Annotated in this window: 18 protein-coding genes and 1 tRNA gene; 6 read left to right on the forward strand and 13 right to left on the reverse strand. The window is 70.5% G+C overall.

Features of this window, described 5'->3' with window-relative positions; all coding sequences use genetic code 11:
* Positions 1-30 precede the first annotated feature (30 nt).
* From CI785_RS11510 to CI785_RS11520, 3 genes are all read right to left on the reverse strand, one after another.
* Positions 31-1683 carry a DNA polymerase Y family protein gene (locus CI785_RS11510; RefSeq protein ID WP_105032244.1) on the reverse strand — a complete coding sequence of 551 codons (1653 nt, stop codon included), beginning with the start codon at positions 1681-1683 and terminating at the stop codon, positions 31-33.
* Complete coding sequence (locus CI785_RS11515; protein ID WP_105032245.1) at positions 1680-2510, reverse strand: hypothetical protein; 831 nt, start codon at positions 2508-2510, stop codon at positions 1680-1682. The genes CI785_RS11510 and CI785_RS11515 overlap by 4 nt, the downstream gene beginning before the upstream one ends.
* A 118-nt stretch (positions 2511-2628) precedes the next feature.
* Positions 2629-3021 (reverse strand): DUF5997 family protein, encoded by a 393-nt coding sequence (locus CI785_RS11520; protein WP_105032246.1) that lies wholly within the window; start codon positions 3019-3021, stop codon positions 2629-2631.
* A gap of 55 nt (positions 3022-3076) precedes the next feature.
* On the opposite strand from CI785_RS11520, the gene CI785_RS11525 reads away from it, so the two are divergent.
* Positions 3077-3787 carry a LysR substrate-binding domain-containing protein gene (locus tag CI785_RS11525; RefSeq protein WP_105032247.1) on the forward strand — a complete coding sequence of 237 codons (711 nt, stop codon included), beginning with the start codon at positions 3077-3079 and terminating at the stop codon, positions 3785-3787.
* Between the two features lie 90 nt (positions 3788-3877).
* The gene (locus tag CI785_RS11530) at positions 3878-5554 is read left to right on the forward strand and encodes an FAD-binding dehydrogenase (protein ID WP_105032248.1); all 1677 of its coding nucleotides are present in this window, start codon (positions 3878-3880) and stop codon (positions 5552-5554) included.
* A gap of 50 nt (positions 5555-5604) precedes the next feature.
* On the opposite strand, the gene budC is transcribed toward CI785_RS11530, so the two are convergent.
* From budC to CI785_RS11545, 3 genes are all read right to left on the reverse strand, one after another.
* Entirely contained in the window at positions 5605-6372 is a 768-nt protein-coding gene (gene budC / locus CI785_RS11535; RefSeq protein WP_105032653.1) for a meso-2,3-butanediol dehydrogenase, read from the reverse strand.
* Between the two features lie 11 nt (positions 6373-6383).
* Positions 6384-6575, reverse strand: coding sequence for a hypothetical protein (locus tag CI785_RS11540; protein WP_105032249.1), 192 nt, complete (start codon positions 6573-6575; stop codon positions 6384-6386).
* Positions 6576-6801: 226 nt separating this feature from the next.
* Positions 6802-7296, reverse strand: a complete 495-nt coding sequence (locus CI785_RS11545; protein ID WP_105032250.1) for a Dps family protein — start codon at positions 7294-7296, stop codon at positions 6802-6804.
* A gap of 207 nt (positions 7297-7503) precedes the next feature.
* Between CI785_RS11545 and CI785_RS11550 the strand changes: the two genes are divergently transcribed.
* On the forward strand, positions 7504-8040 hold the full coding sequence (locus CI785_RS11550) for an SRPBCC family protein (RefSeq protein WP_338064915.1): 537 nt from the start codon (positions 7504-7506) through the stop codon (positions 8038-8040).
* A 58-nt stretch (positions 8041-8098) separates the two neighbouring features.
* On the opposite strand, the gene pstS is transcribed toward CI785_RS11550, so the two are convergent.
* The 5 genes from pstS to CI785_RS11575 all read right to left on the reverse strand — a co-directional run bounded on the left by pstS (position 8099) and on the right by CI785_RS11575 (position 11258).
* Complete coding sequence (pstS, locus tag CI785_RS11555) at positions 8099-9211, reverse strand: phosphate ABC transporter substrate-binding protein PstS (RefSeq protein WP_240615168.1); 1113 nt, start codon at positions 9209-9211, stop codon at positions 8099-8101.
* An 80-nt stretch (positions 9212-9291) separates the two neighbouring features.
* Entirely contained in the window at positions 9292-9513 is a 222-nt protein-coding gene (locus CI785_RS11560) for a hypothetical protein (protein ID WP_105032253.1), read from the reverse strand.
* A gap of 104 nt (positions 9514-9617) precedes the next feature.
* Entirely contained in the window at positions 9618-10415 is a 798-nt protein-coding gene (locus CI785_RS11565) for an SDR family oxidoreductase (protein WP_105032254.1), read from the reverse strand.
* 94 nt (positions 10416-10509) lie between these two features.
* Entirely contained in the window at positions 10510-10971 is a 462-nt protein-coding gene (locus tag CI785_RS11570; protein WP_105032255.1) for an Hsp20/alpha crystallin family protein, read from the reverse strand.
* Positions 10972-11184: 213 nt separating this feature from the next.
* A tRNA-Val gene (locus CI785_RS11575) sits at positions 11185-11258 on the reverse strand.
* Positions 11259-11439: 181 nt separating this feature from the next.
* Between CI785_RS11575 and CI785_RS11580 the strand changes: the two genes are divergently transcribed.
* Positions 11440-11691, forward strand: a complete 252-nt coding sequence (locus CI785_RS11580; protein ID WP_105032256.1) for a DUF2630 family protein — start codon at positions 11440-11442, stop codon at positions 11689-11691.
* A 78-nt stretch (positions 11692-11769) separates the two neighbouring features.
* On the opposite strand, the gene CI785_RS11585 is transcribed toward CI785_RS11580, so the two are convergent.
* Positions 11770-12024 carry a hypothetical protein gene (locus CI785_RS11585; protein ID WP_157940246.1) on the reverse strand — a complete coding sequence of 85 codons (255 nt, stop codon included), beginning with the start codon at positions 12022-12024 and terminating at the stop codon, positions 11770-11772.
* Positions 12021-12857, reverse strand: coding sequence for a non-homologous end joining protein Ku (ku, locus tag CI785_RS11590; RefSeq protein ID WP_105032258.1), 837 nt, complete (start codon positions 12855-12857; stop codon positions 12021-12023). Before ku ends, CI785_RS11585 begins: the two co-directional genes overlap by 4 nt.
* 69 nt (positions 12858-12926) lie before the next feature.
* Here ku and CI785_RS11595 point away from each other — a divergent pair, with 69 nt between their 5' ends.
* Positions 12927-13421 (forward strand): SRPBCC domain-containing protein, encoded by a 495-nt coding sequence (locus tag CI785_RS11595; protein WP_105032259.1) that lies wholly within the window; start codon positions 12927-12929, stop codon positions 13419-13421.
* A gap of 69 nt (positions 13422-13490) precedes the next feature.
* A complete protein-coding gene (locus CI785_RS11600; protein ID WP_105032260.1) occupies positions 13491-16025 on the forward strand; it encodes an ATP-dependent DNA ligase in 2535 nt (844 codons plus the stop codon).
* The last annotated feature ends 23 nt before the right edge of the window (positions 16026-16048 follow it).

Raw genomic sequence — 16048 nt, forward strand, 5'->3', positions numbered from 1 at the left:
GCCCGGATGTCGTCGCGGTGGCGGCCGCCGTCAGTCGTAGCCGGCTTCGACCCACCACGCATGGTCCTCGAGCAGCAGCAACCAGGCGGATCCTGACCGGTCCACGAGCTGGAAGCGGTTGAGTACGCGCCCCTTCGGGTCCCACCAGCGCTCGTTGATCGGCCAGGGCCCCGCCCACGAGTGCACGGGCCGCCGGCCGTCGTCCGGCCCGGCGCTGAAGAAGGCAGGATCGGCGCTCAGGAGTCCGCGGGAGTCCACGTCCACCGGGTTGCCGCGGGAATCGACGACGGCGGCGGGCACGGGAGCGGCGTACACGGTGGCCGGGGCCGGTCCGGGAAGCCGGCCGGGCCAGGGCTGGTGGCGGTCCCTCGCCGGCACCTTCGCGGACGGCTGCCGACCGGCCGGGGCATCACCCCACGGGATGTACACGCGGCGGTCCGCCAGGAGCCGCCCTCCGGCGATCACGGCGGTGAGCACGGCGCCGTGACCCAGCATGCTCTGCACGCGGGCCAGTCCGTGGTGGATCCCCTCGTCCGGTCCCGTCCCCCACAGGCCGTCCGCGTGGTCGCCGAGGTCCTCGACGATGGCGGGGACGACGTGGACCCGGGTGATGCCGGAGGTCAGTCCGTGATCGGTCGCGTTGGTGCCCTGGAGCTGCCAGCGCACGCGGTCCACGACGTCGTCGGCGTCGAACCAGCGCGGGTGCTGCCACCGGCGCTCGGACGTCTCACCGGACTCCGTGTGCAGCGTGACGTGCAGCGCGGTACACACGAGCCCCGCCTCGCGGAGTGTGTCGACGAACTCTCCGGCCCTGGTCCGGAACGCGAAGGCGAGCTGGTCGATGCGGGCGAGGGGCGGCTCGAAATCGGCGAGGGTGTCGAGGTGGGGTGGTGGCGTGCGGGCGACGACCCTCCGGTGGTCCACTCCGCTCGCCTGGCGGTGGGCGATGGCCCCCTCGATGCCGAAGCGGTTGCGGACGTCGGAGGCTTTCAGCGCCGCGAAGTCGCCGAGGGAACGGATGCCGAGGCGCTTGAGCAGCACGGTGAGCCGGGGTTGTCCGAGGACTTCCAGGGGATAGCTCGCAAGGAACCACGCCGAGCCGCCCGGCGGGATGATCACCAGCTGCTCGACGTCGTCGTCCAGCTCGTCGGTGGCCCTGGCCGCCTGTTCGGCGGCGAACGGCCCGTCCGCGATGCCGATCCGCACGTCGGTGAGGCCGATGGCGGCGAGGGCCTGGAAGACCACGTCCGCGGCGTTGCGCTCGCTGCCGTAGTAGCGTGACGGCCCCTTGATCCTGATGGCGCACAGTCCCGGACGGAGGGCCTGGACCCCGGGCAGGATGGCCTCCACAGCCACGATCACGGGTTCGAAGGTGCGTTCGTCGAGCGACGGGTCGTAGGGGAGGGATACGAGCCCCGTGCTGCGCGCCTGGGCCTCGCGGATGCGCAGGCCCCGCTTCACGCCGTCCTGCCGCGCCGCCGGGGAACAGGCGAAGACCTCCCCGCGGTCCACGAGGACGAGGGCTGCGTCGGCGGGCAGCGCGTGCTCGCGCAGCGCCGCCGTGATGGGCCAGTCGGGGCACCAGAGCACCATGGTCCGGGTGGCCGGAGCAGCGCCCGAAGGCTGGGTGGACCCCGTGAACCGGGCGGGATCGGTGGGCCGGGCGGGAAGACCGGACGTCATGAGGACTTCAGGAGCCGGGGCTCGAACAGGGTCCCGGCTGCCGGACCGGACGCATCCGGTCTGCCGTCGTCCTGTGATCCCTGTGGCAGGACCGCGCCCTGGGACGCCGTTCCCGCCGGGGCGCCGTGCAGGTCCGTGAGTTGCACATAGGCGTGGCGGAGCCGCCCCGAGGGCTGGGTAGCGGTGATCTTCATGGAGCGTGCCCTCAGGTGGCCGGTTCCCGAGCCGAGGCCCTCCCAGGCGCTCTCGGCCACGCCGATGGTCGAATCGCTCGGCTTCCAGGCACCGAGGGTGATCAGGGCCGCGCCGCGCTGGCGCAGCCTCGCCTTCAGGCGGGCTTCCTCCGTGGGGGTGAGATGGTCCGGGGAGCGGGTCAGGACGATCGAGACGACGTCCACGAGGGCTGCCGTGACGGGTAGCCACTGGGCCCCGGGATCGGGGACCAGGATGAGGCGTTCGAGGTTGATGCCGAAGGCCTGCGCCGCCTCCACGCTGAAGTCCGGCATGCCGACGACGCTGCACCACGCGCCCGTCGCGGAAGGGCCCGCGAGCATGGCCATGGCGAGGAAGGTGGAGTTCCGGACGGCGTACGAGCCGCCGGACTGGAGGCCGCCGCCGGGCAGGATCCGCGCGAGGGCCGGAACCGTGGGCAGCCGGCGGGAATCGAGCCTGCTGGCCTGCATGCCGTTGATGCGGGCCTGGAGATCCAGGGTGATCTCGGCTGCTGAAGCCCCGCGGCGGGCGGTGGAGCCCGGGTGGTGTGCGTCCCCGGAGTCGGGAGAGGGCTCATCCCCTTCGAGGGAACGGCCGGCAGCTGGAGGCGTCACTCCCTAATATTCGAATAGGTGTTCTATTAAGTCAATCAGTGTCGATGGGCCGGGAATTCCTGTTCACGGTGTAGGGAGATGCACCGGTCGGCCGCCCTCGAACGGCTTTTCCGAGGCCTCAGGCGTCGGTGGACCCGCGGGCGGCATCGCGCTCCTTGACCCGTGCGGCCTCCGCGCGGACCGCGGCCTGGGTGGACCGCTCGCTGACCAGCCAGGCGGGCGGATCCTGCAGGAGTGCGGTGATCTGCTCGCTCGTCAGGGGATCGGTGACCCCGCCGCGGGCCAGCCCGCTGATGGAGATGCCGAGCTTCTGCGCGACCACGGGACGCGGGTGCGGGCCGGTGCGGCGCAGTTCGGCGAGCCACTCCGGCGGGGACTGCTGCAGTTCGTTGAACTCCGCGCGGGTCAGCTCGGTCTCCTGGAAGTCCTGGGGAGCGGCGGGCAGGTAGATGCCCAGTTTCTTGGCCGCAGTGGCGGGCTTCAGGGTCTGAGGGGTCCTCGGGGGGTTCATGGTCCCAGCTTAACGGTCACGTCCTTCCGCCACGGGGAGGCGCTACTGTGATGGGGTGTCCGCCGATCAGCCCCGAACCCTGTCCGTGGGCTTCGTGCCGGGCGTGACGCCGGGCAAATGGGTGGCCCGCTGGCGCGAGCGGCATCCGGAGGTACCCCTCGAGCTCCACCAGCACGACGACGCCGTGGCGGCGCTCCGGGACGCCTCCGACGACGTCGTCTTCGTACGCCTTCCCGTGGACCGTACCGGACTGCACCTGATCCCCCTCTACGAGGAGCAGCCCGTGGCCGTCATGTCCCGGGAGAACGAACTCTCGCTCTACGAGGACGTGCCGCTCGGGGAACTCGAGGGGGAGGACCTGCTCGACGTCGCCGCGTGCGGCGGCCCGAAGACGGCCGTGGAGGTGGCGGCCTCGGGCGCCGGCGTCGTCGTCCTGCCGATGTCCCTCGCCCGCCTGTACGCGCGGAAGGACGCCGTGCACCGCCCCGTCCCCGGCCTGCCCGCCACGACGATCGGCATCGCCTGGCGGATGGAGGACGAGTCCGACGACGTCGAGGAGTTCATCGGGATCGTCCGGGGGCGGACGGCCCAGAGCTCGAGGCAGCCATCCCAGCGCGAGGCACCGAAGAAGAGCGCAGCGCAGAAGGCGGCGGCCAAGAAGGCCGCGGCACAGGGGAGCGGCGGGGGCAGGGCCTCCAAGGGCGCCGGGAGACCGCAGCAGGGGAAACCGGCCCGCCCCTCGGGCACGCGGGGCAAGCGGCGCTGACGGCCTCCGCGCCGGGCAGCGGTGCAGAATGGACCTGCCCTCCGGTCGCGTCGACGCGCCGGAACCGCCCGCCATCCCCTGGAGCAGCCCATGGACGCAGACGTCCTCGTCATCGGTGCAGGACTCGCCGGCCTCGTCGCCAGTAACGAGCTGGTGAGGGCGGGCAGGACGGTCGCCATCGTGGAGCAGGAGAACGCCCACAACCTCGGCGGCCAGGCGTTCTGGTCCTTCGGCGGGATTTTCCTGGTCGACACACCCATGCAGCGGCGCCTGGGCGTGAAGGACTCGTTCGACCTCGCCTGGCAGGACTGGCAGGGCTCCGCCGGCTGGGACCGGTTCGACGGCGATCTGCCGGAGGACGAGTGGGCCGCCCGGTGGGGCCGCGCGTACGTCGAGTTCGCCGCGGGCGACAAGCGGCCCTGGCTCCAGGAGCAGGGCGTGAGGTTCACGCCGCTCGTCGGCTGGGCCGAACGGGGAAGTGGGACGGCGGCAGGCCACGGCAACTCCGTGCCGCGGTTCCACGTGCCGTGGGGCACGGGGACCGGAATCTCCGAGCCCTTCGCCGACAAGGCGCGGGCGGCCGCGGAGGAGGGATCGCTGACCTTCCACTTCCGCCACCGCGTGGACGGGCTCATCCTGGACGGGGACACCGTGACCGGCGTGCACGGGACGGTCCTGGCGGCCGACGACGCCGCCCGTGGCGTCTCCTCGAACCGGGAGGCCGTGGGTGGGTTCGAACTGCGGGCGCAGGCCGTGGTGATCGCCAGCGGCGGGATCGGCGGCAACCACGAACAGGTGCGTGCGTGGTGGCCCCCACGCCTCGGCACGCCGCCGTCGAGGATGATCACCGGCGTGCCGGAGCACGTGGACGGCAGGATGCTCGACATCGCAGCCGACGCCGGTGTGCGCCTGGTCAACCGGGACCGCATGTGGCACTACACCGAGGGCGTGCGGAACTGGAACCCGGTGTGGCCGCAGCACGGCATCCGGATCCTGCCCGGTCCGTCCTCGATGTGGTTCGACGCGCTCGGGCGGCGCCTGCCCGCTCCCGGCCTGCCCGGACACGACACCATCGGGACGCTGAAGATCCTCCGCACCACCCCGGACCTCGCGCAGCACGACCACTCGTGGTTCATCCTGACGCAGAAGATGATCGAGAAGGAGTTCGCCCTGTCGGGCTCGGAGCAGAACCCCGATCTCACGGACCGGGACTGGAAGCTGCTGCTCCGGAGCCGGCTGGGCAAGGGGGCGCCTCCACCGGTGGAGGCGTTCAAGGAGAACGGCGAGGACTTCGTGGTCGCCGGCACCCTGCCGGACCTCGTGGACGCGATGAACGCACTGACCGACACCCCGCTGCTGGACGCCGGGCTCATCGAACGGCAGATCCGGCAGCGTGACGCGGAGATGGACAACGCCTACTCCAAGGACGCGCAGGTCATGAGCATCCACAATTCGCGCCGTTTCCTCGGGGACCGGCTGACCCGGACCGCGCCTCCCCATAAGATCCTCGATCCCGCTGCCGGCCCGCTGATCGCCGTGAAGCTGCACGTCATCACGCGGAAGACCCTGGGTGGCATCCAGACGGACCTGACCGGCAGGGCCTTCGACGCCGCCGGCAACCCGATCCACGGGCTGTACGCCGCGGGGGAGGCCGCCGGGTTCGGCGGCGGCGGCGCGCACGGGTACAACGCCCTCGAGGGGACGTTCCTGGGCGGGTGCATCTTCTCCGGCCGCACCGTGGGGCGTTCCCTCGCGGCGCTGCTGTAGGCGTCGCGGCCCTGCAGCAGCTGCGCACCCCAGGCGCAGGGGAGGCGCGCCTAGGCCTGCGCCGGCTGGCCGTTGCTGGCCATCGTGCCCCCGTCCACCGGGAGCACGACGCCGGTGATGAAGCGGGCGTCGTCGCTCGCGAGGAAGGTGATGGCGGCGGCGACCTCCTCCGGCAGGCCGCCGCGGCCGAGCGCTATGCGGCCGGCGAACTCGTCGGACAGCTCGTGCGGGTCGCCGTCCTCGGTCGTGAGGTCCGTCCAGATGAAGCCCGGGGCCACGGCGTTGACGCGCACCCCGTCCTTGCCGTGGTCCAGGGCGATGGCGCGCGTGAAGTTGCTGACCCCGCCCTTGGCGGCGTTGTACGCGCTCATGCGCCAGTCGGCGGCCACGCCGGACACCGAGGAGACGTTGACGATGCACCCCCTGCTCTCCAGCAGGTACTCCAGGGCGGCCTTCGTCCCGTAGAACACGCCGGAGAGGTCGGTCTCGATGACGCGATGCCACTCCTCGACGCTCGTGTCCTGCACGGTGCCCTGCGTGATGGTGCCCGCGTTGTTCACGAGGACGTCGAGCCGCCCGTACCGCTGCACGGTCTCCTGCACCATGACGGCCACCTGACCGTAGTCCGAGGAGTCCGTGGTCACCGCCGTCGCCCGGTCCTCGGGCAGGGACGCGACGACGGCGTCGATCTTGTCCGCGACGGAATCCGTCAGGACCACCCGCGCCCCCTCGGCGACGAAGCGCCGCGCCGTCGCCTCCCCGATACCCGAACCGGCGCCCGTCACGATGACGACCTTGTCCTCGAACCGCTGCTGCATGTCCACGCCCCCTAGTCCGTTGCTTCCGACTGGAGGTCGATGAACTGCCAGGCGTCGTCGTCGAGCCCGCCGTTGCCCGGTCCGCCCGCCTCGGTGACCGCCGTCCTCACGGACTCCGGCAGGTCCTCGGCACCGTTGTGCTCCCGGAGCCACTGCTTCGCGTCGATGTCCACGCGTGTCCACCACTGCTCTACGGGGTCCATTGCCTCGCTCCTCTCGTTTCCTCCACCGTGGCATCGTGCCCGTCCATGCCGCAACAGGTGCATGCGCTCCACGGAGGAGGCAGTACCTGCTAGCGGGTGTGCAGGGCCGGCCGCCGCGCAGGAGCACGAACCGGACACGGGAAGGGAGGCACCGGCCGGTGCCTCCCTTCCCGTCAGACCCCGTCAGACCCCCGTCAGATCCCCGGTCGGGCGGGGGTACAGGGCGTCAGACCGTGGCGTGATCCGTGCCGACGGGCGTGACGACCTCGGCTGTCGGCTCCATGTTCTCGGCGTCGACCATCCACGCGTACTGCTCGAGCCGGGCGATGAAGCCGTGCAGCAGGTCGGCGGTGGTGGGATCCTCCTCGTCGATCTGGTCGTGGACCTCGCGCATGGTGTTCACGGCGGCGTTCAGCATGTTGACCACGAGGCCCACGGTGTCCCTGGTCGAGACGAGCCCGGCGGGGAACGGCTGGATCTTGGTGCCCTCGGCGACGGCGACGCTGCGGCCGTCGGGGACGGCGTGCAGGGCGCGCATGCGCTCCGCCATCTCGTCGGCGAAGGTGCGGGCGTCGTCGATGATCTCGTCCAGCTGCAGGTGGAGGTCACGGAAGTTCTTGCCGACCACGTTCCAGTGGGCCTGCTTGCCCTGCAGGTGCAGTTCGATGAGGTCGACCAGCACGGCCTGCATGTTGTCCGTCAGGGTGGGTGAAGCCTTCATGAATCCTCCAGTGCTCGATTTCCTGCTCCAGGCGGGGTCCGGACACACCGATTCCCGCCGGATGGACTCCTTTCACCCTAGACCCGCGCGTTGGTCAATTCCACCGGATCTGCATACGCTAAGGGGACTTATGGTTAGCCGTGCCGCATTCCCGATCAGGGGTGGTAACGGCGCCGGAGTCTCTACGAGGAGGAACCTTTGGCTTCAGTGCAGGAATCTATCGACGTAGCAGTACCGGTGAGCACGGCCTACAACCAGTGGACCCAGTTCGAGAGCTTCCCGCAGTTCATGGGGGGCGTGGAGTCCATCACGCAGACCTCGGACACCCGGACGCACTGGGTGACGAGCATCGGCGGCGTCCGGCGCGAGTTCGACGCCGAGATCACCGAGCAGCACCCGGACGAGCGTGTGGCCTGGAAGAGCACCGACGGCGAGTCCCATGCCGGCGTGGTGACCTTCCACCGCCTCGACGCGACCACCACGCGGCTCATGGTGCAGATCGACTGGCACCCCGAGACCTTCACGGAGAAGATCGGCGCCGTGGTGAACGCCGACTCCGCGCAGGTGAAGGGCGACCTCAAGAGGTTCAAGCAGTTCATCGAGAAGAGCGGCGGGGAGACCGGCGCCTGGCGCGGGAACGTCGACGCCCCGCCGACGGGTGGCGGGGACGCCACGCCGGCGAACGATGCGCTGCCGGACACGTCCACGAACGACCCCGACTCGGGCGGACCGCGCGTCGGCTGACCCGCACCCGAACGGCACTCGAGGCGGATCCCTTAGGGGGGGTCCGCCTCGGGTCGTCCTAGGGGATGCGGCCCACCTCGATCGAGGCGATCGCCTCGGTGGCCTGTCGGGACAGGCCCGCCGAGATGGGTGAACTCTTCGCCGCCGCGGCAGCCTCGGCCTGCCCCTCGGCACTGACGGCGTACGTACCGAAGGCCCGGACGACGACGGCGGTCGCCTCGTTCTCGTACCGCGCACAGTAGACGTGGTAGGACACCAGGACCAGAGGGTAGACGCCCGGCGCGGTGGTGGTGCGGTCGAGGTCGAGCGCGAGATCGTACTCCTGGCGGCCGGGGACGCGGGCCGCGAGATCGACGGCGGCGGCGGCCGCCTCGGAGCTCACCGGGACGTACGTGTCCCCGACCCGGAGGGCCACGCGCCCGAGCGGGTCCCCCACGGCGGAATCGTCGGCATAGGTGACGGCCCCCACCGTGCCGGCGACCGTGGTGACCACGCCGGCGTTGCCCTTGGCGTTCTCGTTCTCCAGGTCCGCCGGCCACATCCCGTCGGGCTCCTCCGGCCAGGCCTCGGGTGCCACCGCGTGCAGGTAGTCCGTGAAGTTCTCGGTGGTGCCGGAGTCGTCGGACCGGCTCACGGCCGAGATGGGCCGGGCGGGGAGTTCCACGCCGGGGTTCTGGGCCGCGATCGCGGGATCGTTCCACATCGCGATCTCCCCGCGGAACATCCGGGCCACGGTCGCGGCATCGAGGTCCAGGGCTTCGATACCGGGCAGGTTGAACGCCACGCTGATGGGGGAGACGTAGGCCGGGATGTTGAAGGCGCCACCCGGACCGCACACCTCCGTGGACTCGGCACGCTCCTCGTCGTCGAGGTAGGCGTCCGATCCGGCGAAGCCCACGGCGCCGGCCAGCAGCGCACCGCGGCCGGCTCCCGAGCCGTCAGGCGAGTACTGCACCTGCGCCCGCGGGTAGAGGGCGGCGAATCCCGAGCGCCATGCGTCCATGGCCGGTCCCTGCGCGGAGGACCCGGAGGCGGTCACCGCTCCCTGCAGGCTCGTGTCCCCGCGCTGCGCCGCTGCTTCCTGCTCGGCACCCAGAGGGTAGTCCGAGCCACAGGCCGTGAGACCGAGGACGACGGCGAGGGACAGGGACGGTACGGCACGGCTTCTCACCCCAGCCACGTTACAGGTGGCGGAGGGGTGAACCTCAGGTGGACAGCAGGTGAACCCGCTGATCCGGTCCCGGGGTCAGCTCACCCGCGCCGCAGGCGGTAGCCGTCGCCCCGGTGCACGAGCCGGCGGCCACCACCGTCGTCGAGCTGGATCCACACCACGGAGGCGTCATCGGTCCTCATGTCCAGCACGCCGCACAGTTGCGTCCCTGCCGGGTGCTGGAAGGTGATCTGCTCGCCGCGCTTGAAGCCCGACCAGTCCTGGACGTCGTCAGTGCTGACCGGGGTGAGGGGGGCATTCATGGCGGGCCTTTCGGAAGCAGTCCGGGATCTCCCACGCTAACGGGCGCTCCTGAACGTCGCATGAACGCGCGCTGAAGGTTGTGGTGTCCCTCACACCCTCCCGATCAGAGCGTGCGCCAGTCCCCGCTGGTGAGGTGCGACCCCGCCTGCGGTCCCATGAGCAGCATCCCGCCGTCCACCACGAACGAGGCGCCGTTGACATAGCTGGAGGCCCCGGAGGCCAGGAAGGCGACGACGTCGGCGATCTCCTCCGGTGCGCCCGGCCGGCCCACGGGGATCCCGGGGCGGTCCATGGTGCGGGGGTCCTCGTCGGCGGAGGCGTTCATCGGGGTGTTGATCTCCCCGGGAAGGACGGCGTTCGCGGTGATGCCCCGGTCCGCGAGCTCGAGCGCGATGGTGCGGATCAGCCCGCCGAGCCCGTGCTTGGAGGCGTCGTAGGCCGCTGAACCCACGCGCGGCTGCTCCTGGTGGACGCTGGTGACCGCGATGATGCGCCCGCCCCTGCCGCCGTCGATCATGTGCCGGGCGGCGCGCTGGATGCAGACGAAGGCGCCGTCGAGGTTCGCACCCATGGTGCCGCGCCAGGTGTCCCAGTCGGTCTCCATGAACATGGTGCCGCCGTTGACGCCCGCGTTGTTGACGAAGACGTCGAGGCCACCCAGCTCCTTCGCGAGCTGGTCGACGACGTCGCCGCACGCGGGCGCGTCGGTGGTGTCGAGCTGCGCGACGGCGGCCCGGACGCCCTTCTCGCGGACGAGGCGCGCGGTCTCCTCGGCGCCCTCCTGGTCGGAGTGCCAGGTGACGCCGACATCGCAGCCCGCCGCTGCGAGGGCGATGGCGGTGGCCCGGCCGATGCCGGAATCGGAGCCGGTGACGATTGCTTTGGTGGGGGTGAAGTCCATGCCCCCATCCTTCGTGCCCGATGTGCGCCGCCGCAAGGGGGCCGTGGACCCGGAGCACCCCCGGGCCAGGAGCCCGGGGGTGCTGGTAGGGGGATCAGGACTCGACGGCGCCCTGCGTGCCGGAGCCCTTGACGGCGCTGGACTGGACCGGCGTGGAGGCGTCGCCGCTGACGATCTCGATCTTGCGCGGCTTCGCGCGCTCGCTGACCGGGATCGCGACGCTCAGGACGCCGTTCTCGTAGCGGGCGGAGATGCCCTCGGTGTCGACGCCCTGGCCCAGACTGAGCTGGCGGAGGAACGAGCCGCTCTCGCGCTCGCGGGTCAGCCACTTGACGCCCTCGGCGCTGCGCAGCGTGCGCTCGGCGCGGATGGTCAGGAGCTGGCCGTCCACGTCGATGTCGACCGATCCGGGGTCGATGCCCGGAAGGTCCGCGGAGAGGATGTAGTGGTCCTTCTCGCGGTAGAGGTCCATCGGCATGAGGCGGAGCCCGGGACGGCTCTCCAGGAGGGCGCCGGCAACGCGGTCCAGCTCACGGAACGGATCGAATTTGGCCACGGGAAACAACTCCTTCGCATATGCCACCGGAGAGGTGGAGGATTCCTGAAGGTTGAGCATCCTTCGCTCAACTACGAAAAATGTTAGCACTCACCCTTGGAGAGTGCTAAGGATTTTCCTGTTCGCTTCCAACGAACACACCCTCATGCAGGAAGGCCCGCACCGATGCATCGGTACGGGCCTTCCTGTGGCGCTGTCTCCAGCTGATCCTCGTGCCTGCGCGGGGCCTCGATCCCCGGGCCTTCCGCGTGTGAAGCGGATGCTCTACCAGACTGAGCTACACAGGCAACTGGTTCTCCAACAGCTTAGGGCATAGGGGCGCCGCGCCAAATTCCCCGGGATGCTCCTGGCCGATCCCGGGATGTCCGGGGGTACGCGCTGGTCATGGCTCCGTCACCTCAGTAGCCTGAAGGAAAGCCTGCTGATCATCCGCTACCGCCGGTACGGCGACGACGAAGGGACCGCACCATGGACAACCAGGACCTGCTGCAGCGCATCCAGGCACTCGTTCAGGAGGAGCACGAGCTCCGCGAGCAGCCGCAGGACGCCGGCGCCGGCGAGGCGCACCAGGAGCATACGGCGCGCCTGAGGAAGGTGGAGGAGGACCTCGACCAGTGCTGGGACCTGCTCCGCCAGCGCCGTGCGAAGGCCGACGCCGGGGAGAACCCCGCCGACGCGGACGTGCGCCCCGTCAGCCAGGTCGAGGGATACCGCCAGTAGCGACGTCAGGGCGCGGTGCTATCGCGGTGCCCTCCGGTCAGCCCCGGCAGGTCGCCCGCGTCAGGGCCCGCACCCGCGTCAGCGGGCCTTCCGCAGCAGCCAGGAGAGCGTCAGGGACCCGGCGCTGCGCCGGAAGCCGCTCTGCCCGGAGATCACCTCCAGCGCCGCCCAGACCGCGAGGCAGGCCGAGCTCGCGAGGCGGAGCCGCTCGCGGTTGCGTTCCTCGAGCGCCATGAAGGAGGCGGCGCCGAGCAGCGCCCACCCGAGGATCGGCGCGTTCGGTTTCAGCACGACGGTCTGGCGGCCGAGGCTGTCGGTGAGGAATCCCATCATGCGCCCTTCTTCTTGGAGGTGCCGGCGGCCTTCGTGCCGCCGGCCTTCTTCTCGCGGTTCTTCTCGACGCTGCGACGCAGGGCCTCCATGAGGTCGAGCACGTTGTCGTCGTCGTCGTCCTTGCTCACACCGAAGGTCTCCTCGGTGTCGATCGTGTCCCCCTTCTCGATCTTCGCGTCGATCAGGGTGCGCAGCTGCACCTGGTAGTCGTCACTGAAGCTCTCCGGGTCGAAATCGGTGGAGAAGGAGTCGACGAGGGCCGCGGACATCTGCTTCTCCTTCGCGGAGATGCGCACCTTCTCCTCGAGGGCGGGGAAGGAGGCCTCGCGCACCTCGTCGTCCCACAGCAGCGTCTGGAGCATGAGGACGTCCCCGCGGACACGCAGCGCGGCCAGCCGGCTCTTCTGCCGCAGGGAGAACTGCACGATCGCGGTGCGGTCCGTCTCCTCGAGCGTGCGCCGCAGCAGCACGTACGCCTTGGTCGAGGTGCTGTCCGGTTCGAGGTAGTACGAGCGGTCGAACATGACCGGATCGATCTGGTCGCTCGGCACGAACTCCACCACCTCGATCTCCCTGCTCCTCTCCACCGGCAGGGACGAGAGGTCCTCCTCGGTCAGGACCACGGTGTGCTCGCCGTCGTCGTACGCCTTGTCGATGTGCTTGAAGTCGACCACCTCGCCGCAGATCTCGCACCGCCGCTGGTAGCGGATCCGGCCGCCGTCCTCGTCGTGCACCTGGTGGAGGGGGATGTCGTGGTCCTCGGTGGCGCTGTAGACCTTGACCGGTACGTTGACCAGCCCGAACGCGACCGCACCCTTCCAGATGGCTCTCATGGGTCAAGTGAACACCAAGCAGGCTTAGCATGCCAGAGGGTCCGGGCCGCCCGCCCCTAGACTTGGGGGGTGACTTCCGAGACCGTAGAGCCCATCGTCAGCAAGACCACGAGCGACGACGGCGGCACCGTGCTGCGCCTGGAATTCCAGTTCGCGTTCCCTCCGACCGTGCTGTGGAAGCACCTGACGGACGCCGACAAGCTGAAGTACTGGTTCCCCTGCGAGATGGAGTTCGAGCCGCGCAAGGACACGGAGATCCTGTTCCGGTACGCGGACCAGAAGCCCCTGCGCGGGACCGTCCTCGAGGCCGAGCGGCCGGGCGTGCTCGCCTACACCTGGGAGCGGGACAGCCTGCGCTGGGACCTCACGCGGACGGGCGACAACGGCACGCAGCTCGTGCTGCTCCTGACACCGGGCAGCCCCCGGCACTCGGCCACCATGGCCGCCGGCTGGCACCTGACCATCGCCGGGCTCGACGACTTCCTCAACAAGCGCAACCTCGGCCAGGACCCCTCGCTCTGGGACGTCTACGTGAACCGGTACCGCGAGCAGTTCGGGGACTGACGAGGCCGGGCGGACCCGCCCGCGGAATCTTCGCTGGACCGCCACCGGCATCCGGTCGAGACTGGGGGCATGGTTCCTCCCCGCACGGCGCGGCAGCAGACCGTCACCGTGGACGGGCGCACACTGCGTCTCTCCAACCTGGACAAGGTGCTCTACCCGGCGAGCGGGACCACCAAGGCGGACGTCCTCGCCTACTACGCGGCCGTCGCCCCGCATCTCATCCATCATGCCGGCGGGCGCCCGGCCACCCGGAAACGCTGGGTCCACGGCGTGGGGACGCCCGGGGAACCGGGCGAGATGTTCTTCCAGAAGAACATCGACGAGAACGCTCCGGCGTGGGTGCCGCGCAACGCGATCCAGCACAAGGACCACACCAACGTGTACCCGATGGTGAACGACCTCGCGACCCTCACGTGGCTCGGGCAGATCGCGGCACTCGAGATCCATGTGCCGCAGTGGCGTTTCACGGCGGACGGCGCCCGGGGCAATCCTGACCGCCTCGTGCTGGACCTCGACCCCGGTCCCGGTGCCGGGGTGGCCGACTGCGCCGCAGTGGCGCTGCTCGCACGGCCCATCCTGCAGGGCATGGGACTCGAGCCGCTCCCCGTGACCAGCGGCTCCAAGGGGATCCACCTCTACTGCGCCCTCGACGGCCGCCAGACCTCCGAGCAGGTGTCCGCCGTCGCCCGCGAACTCGCCCGGGCCCTCGAGGCCGACCACCCCGACCTCGCGGTCAGCGATATGAAGAAGGCGCTGCGCTCGGGCAGGGTGCTCGTCGACTGGAGCCAGAACAACGCGAACAAGACGACCGTGAGCCCGTATTCGCTCCGCGGGCGTGCCGAGCCGACCGTCGCCACCCCGCGCACCTGGGAGGAGCTCGACGGCGGCGAGGACCTCCGGCACCTGGACTACCGGGACGTCATGCAGCGCGTCCTGGACCTCGGGGACCTCCTCGCCCCGGCGACGACGCGCACGGCCGGGAACGACGCCGGGAGCGGTGCTGCGCCGACGGACCGCCTGTCCACCTATCGGGCGATGCGCGACGCAGCGAAGACGCCCGAGCCGGTCCCGGAGGCGGTGGGGCCCTCGGGGGGCAACAGCTTCGTGATCCAGGAGCACCATGCCCGCCGTCTCCACTACGACTTCCGGCTCGAACACGAGGGTGTCCTGGTGTCATGGGCCATTCCGAAGGGTCCACCGCTGACTCCGAGCAGGAACCACCTGGCCGTGCAGACCGAGGACCACCCCCTCGAGTACGGCTCGTTCGCGGGAAGTATCCCGAAAGGGGAATACGGCGCGGGGGAGGTGTCCATCTGGGACGCGGGCACGTACGAGCTGGAGAAGTGGAGGGACGGTAAGGAAGTCATCTGCACGCTGCACGGCAGGCCGGACGGCGGCCTCGCGCAGGCCGGTACGGCCGTCCGCCGCTACGCCCTCATCAACACCGGGGGCGGAGCGGGCGGCAGGAGCAACTGGCTGATCCACCTCATGAAGGACCAGCCCGCGCAGGCGCAGGACGATCCTGAGGGCGCCACCTCCGACCCTTCGGTGTCCCTGTCCGCACCCTCCCCGTCCTCCGCGCCGTCGGCGTCCTCCGCACCGGATGCGCTGGAGGAGCCGGTGCTCGCCGGCCCCCGGAGGGAGGCCGTCCGGCCCATGCTGGCCACGCTCGGCTCCGAGCAGACCATCCCCGATCCCGAGGCCTGGGCCTATGAGATGAAGTGGGACGGGGTGCGCTGCATCGCGCAGGTCCGGGACGGGGCGGTGACCCTGGTCAGCCGCAACGGGATCGACACCACGCTCGTCTACCCGGAGCTCGGGGACCTGGGGCACTACCTCAGCGCCGACAGCGCCGTCCTCGACGGTGAGATCGTGGCCCTCGACGCACGGGGCCGGCCCGATTTCGGTCTGCTCCAGACACGCATGAAGCTGACCCGCCGCGCCGAGATCGAGGCGGCCCGCCAGGTGACGCCCGTCCGCCTGATGCTCTTCGACCTGCTCGACCTCGAGGGCAACGACCTCACCCGCCTCGAGTACCGGCAGCGGCGCGAACTGCTCGAGAAGGCCGTCGACGAGGCGGACGACGGTCATGTGCAGGTCCCTCCGATCCTCGATGCGACGCTCGCGGAAGCCGTCGAGGCGAGCAGGCAGCTCGGCCTCGAGGGGATCATGGCCAAGCGCCTCACCGGCGACTACCAGCCCGGGGCGCGGTCGTCGTCATGGGTGAAGATCAAGCACCTGCGCACGCAGGAGGTCGTGGTGGTGGGCTGGCGGCCCGGCAAGGGCACCCGCGCCTCGAAGATCGGGTCCCTGCTCGTCGCGGTGCCCGACGGTGTCGACCTGCGCTATGTGGGGCGTGTGGGATCCGGGCTGACCGAGCGGGACCTCGCGGAGGCCGGTGCCCGCCTGAAGAAGCTGGGGCGGAAGACCGCACCGCTCGACGACGTGCCGGGCATCGACGCGTCCGACGCGCACTGGGTCCGGCCCGCCCTCGTGGGGGAGGTCCAGTACAGCGAGCACACCGGCAGCGGTCGTCTCCGTCATCCCGTCTGGCGCGGCTGGAGGCCCGATAAGACGCCGTCCGACGTCGTCGTCGAACTCTGATCCACGCCCATCCACCGAATATC

It is taken from the genome of Arthrobacter ruber (assembly GCF_002954225.1).
Taxonomy (GTDB): Bacteria; Actinomycetota; Actinomycetes; order Actinomycetales; family Micrococcaceae; genus Arthrobacter_D; species Arthrobacter_D ruber.

Coding starts and splice junctions, on each gene's coding strand:
- CI785_RS11510 (WP_105032244.1), bottom strand. CDS start 1,683: ATGACGTCCGGTCTTCCCGCCCGGCCCACCGATCCCGCCCGGTTCACG.
- CI785_RS11520 (WP_105032246.1), bottom strand. CDS start 3,021: ATGAACCCCCCGAGGACCCCTCAGACCCTGAAGCCCGCCACTGCGGCC.
- CI785_RS11530 (WP_105032248.1), top strand. CDS start 3,878: ATGGACGCAGACGTCCTCGTCATCGGTGCAGGACTCGCCGGCCTCGTC.
- budC (WP_105032653.1), bottom strand. CDS start 6,372: ATGCAGCAGCGGTTCGAGGACAAGGTCGTCATCGTGACGGGCGCCGGT.
- CI785_RS11540 (WP_105032249.1), bottom strand. CDS start 6,575: ATGGACCCCGTAGAGCAGTGGTGGACACGCGTGGACATCGACGCGAAG.
- CI785_RS11545 (WP_105032250.1), bottom strand. CDS start 7,296: ATGAAGGCTTCACCCACCCTGACGGACAACATGCAGGCCGTGCTGGTC.
- CI785_RS11560 (WP_105032253.1), bottom strand. CDS start 9,513: ATGAATGCCCCCCTCACCCCGGTCAGCACTGACGACGTCCAGGACTGG.
- CI785_RS11565 (WP_105032254.1), bottom strand. CDS start 10,415: ATGGACTTCACCCCCACCAAAGCAATCGTCACCGGCTCCGATTCCGGC.
- CI785_RS11580 (WP_105032256.1), top strand. CDS start 11,440: ATGGACAACCAGGACCTGCTGCAGCGCATCCAGGCACTCGTTCAGGAG.
- CI785_RS11585 (WP_157940246.1), bottom strand. CDS start 12,024: ATGATGGGATTCCTCACCGACAGCCTCGGCCGCCAGACCGTCGTGCTG.
- ku (WP_105032258.1), bottom strand. CDS start 12,857: ATGAGAGCCATCTGGAAGGGTGCGGTCGCGTTCGGGCTGGTCAACGTA.
- CI785_RS11600 (WP_105032260.1), top strand. CDS start 13,491: ATGGTTCCTCCCCGCACGGCGCGGCAGCAGACCGTCACCGTGGACGGG.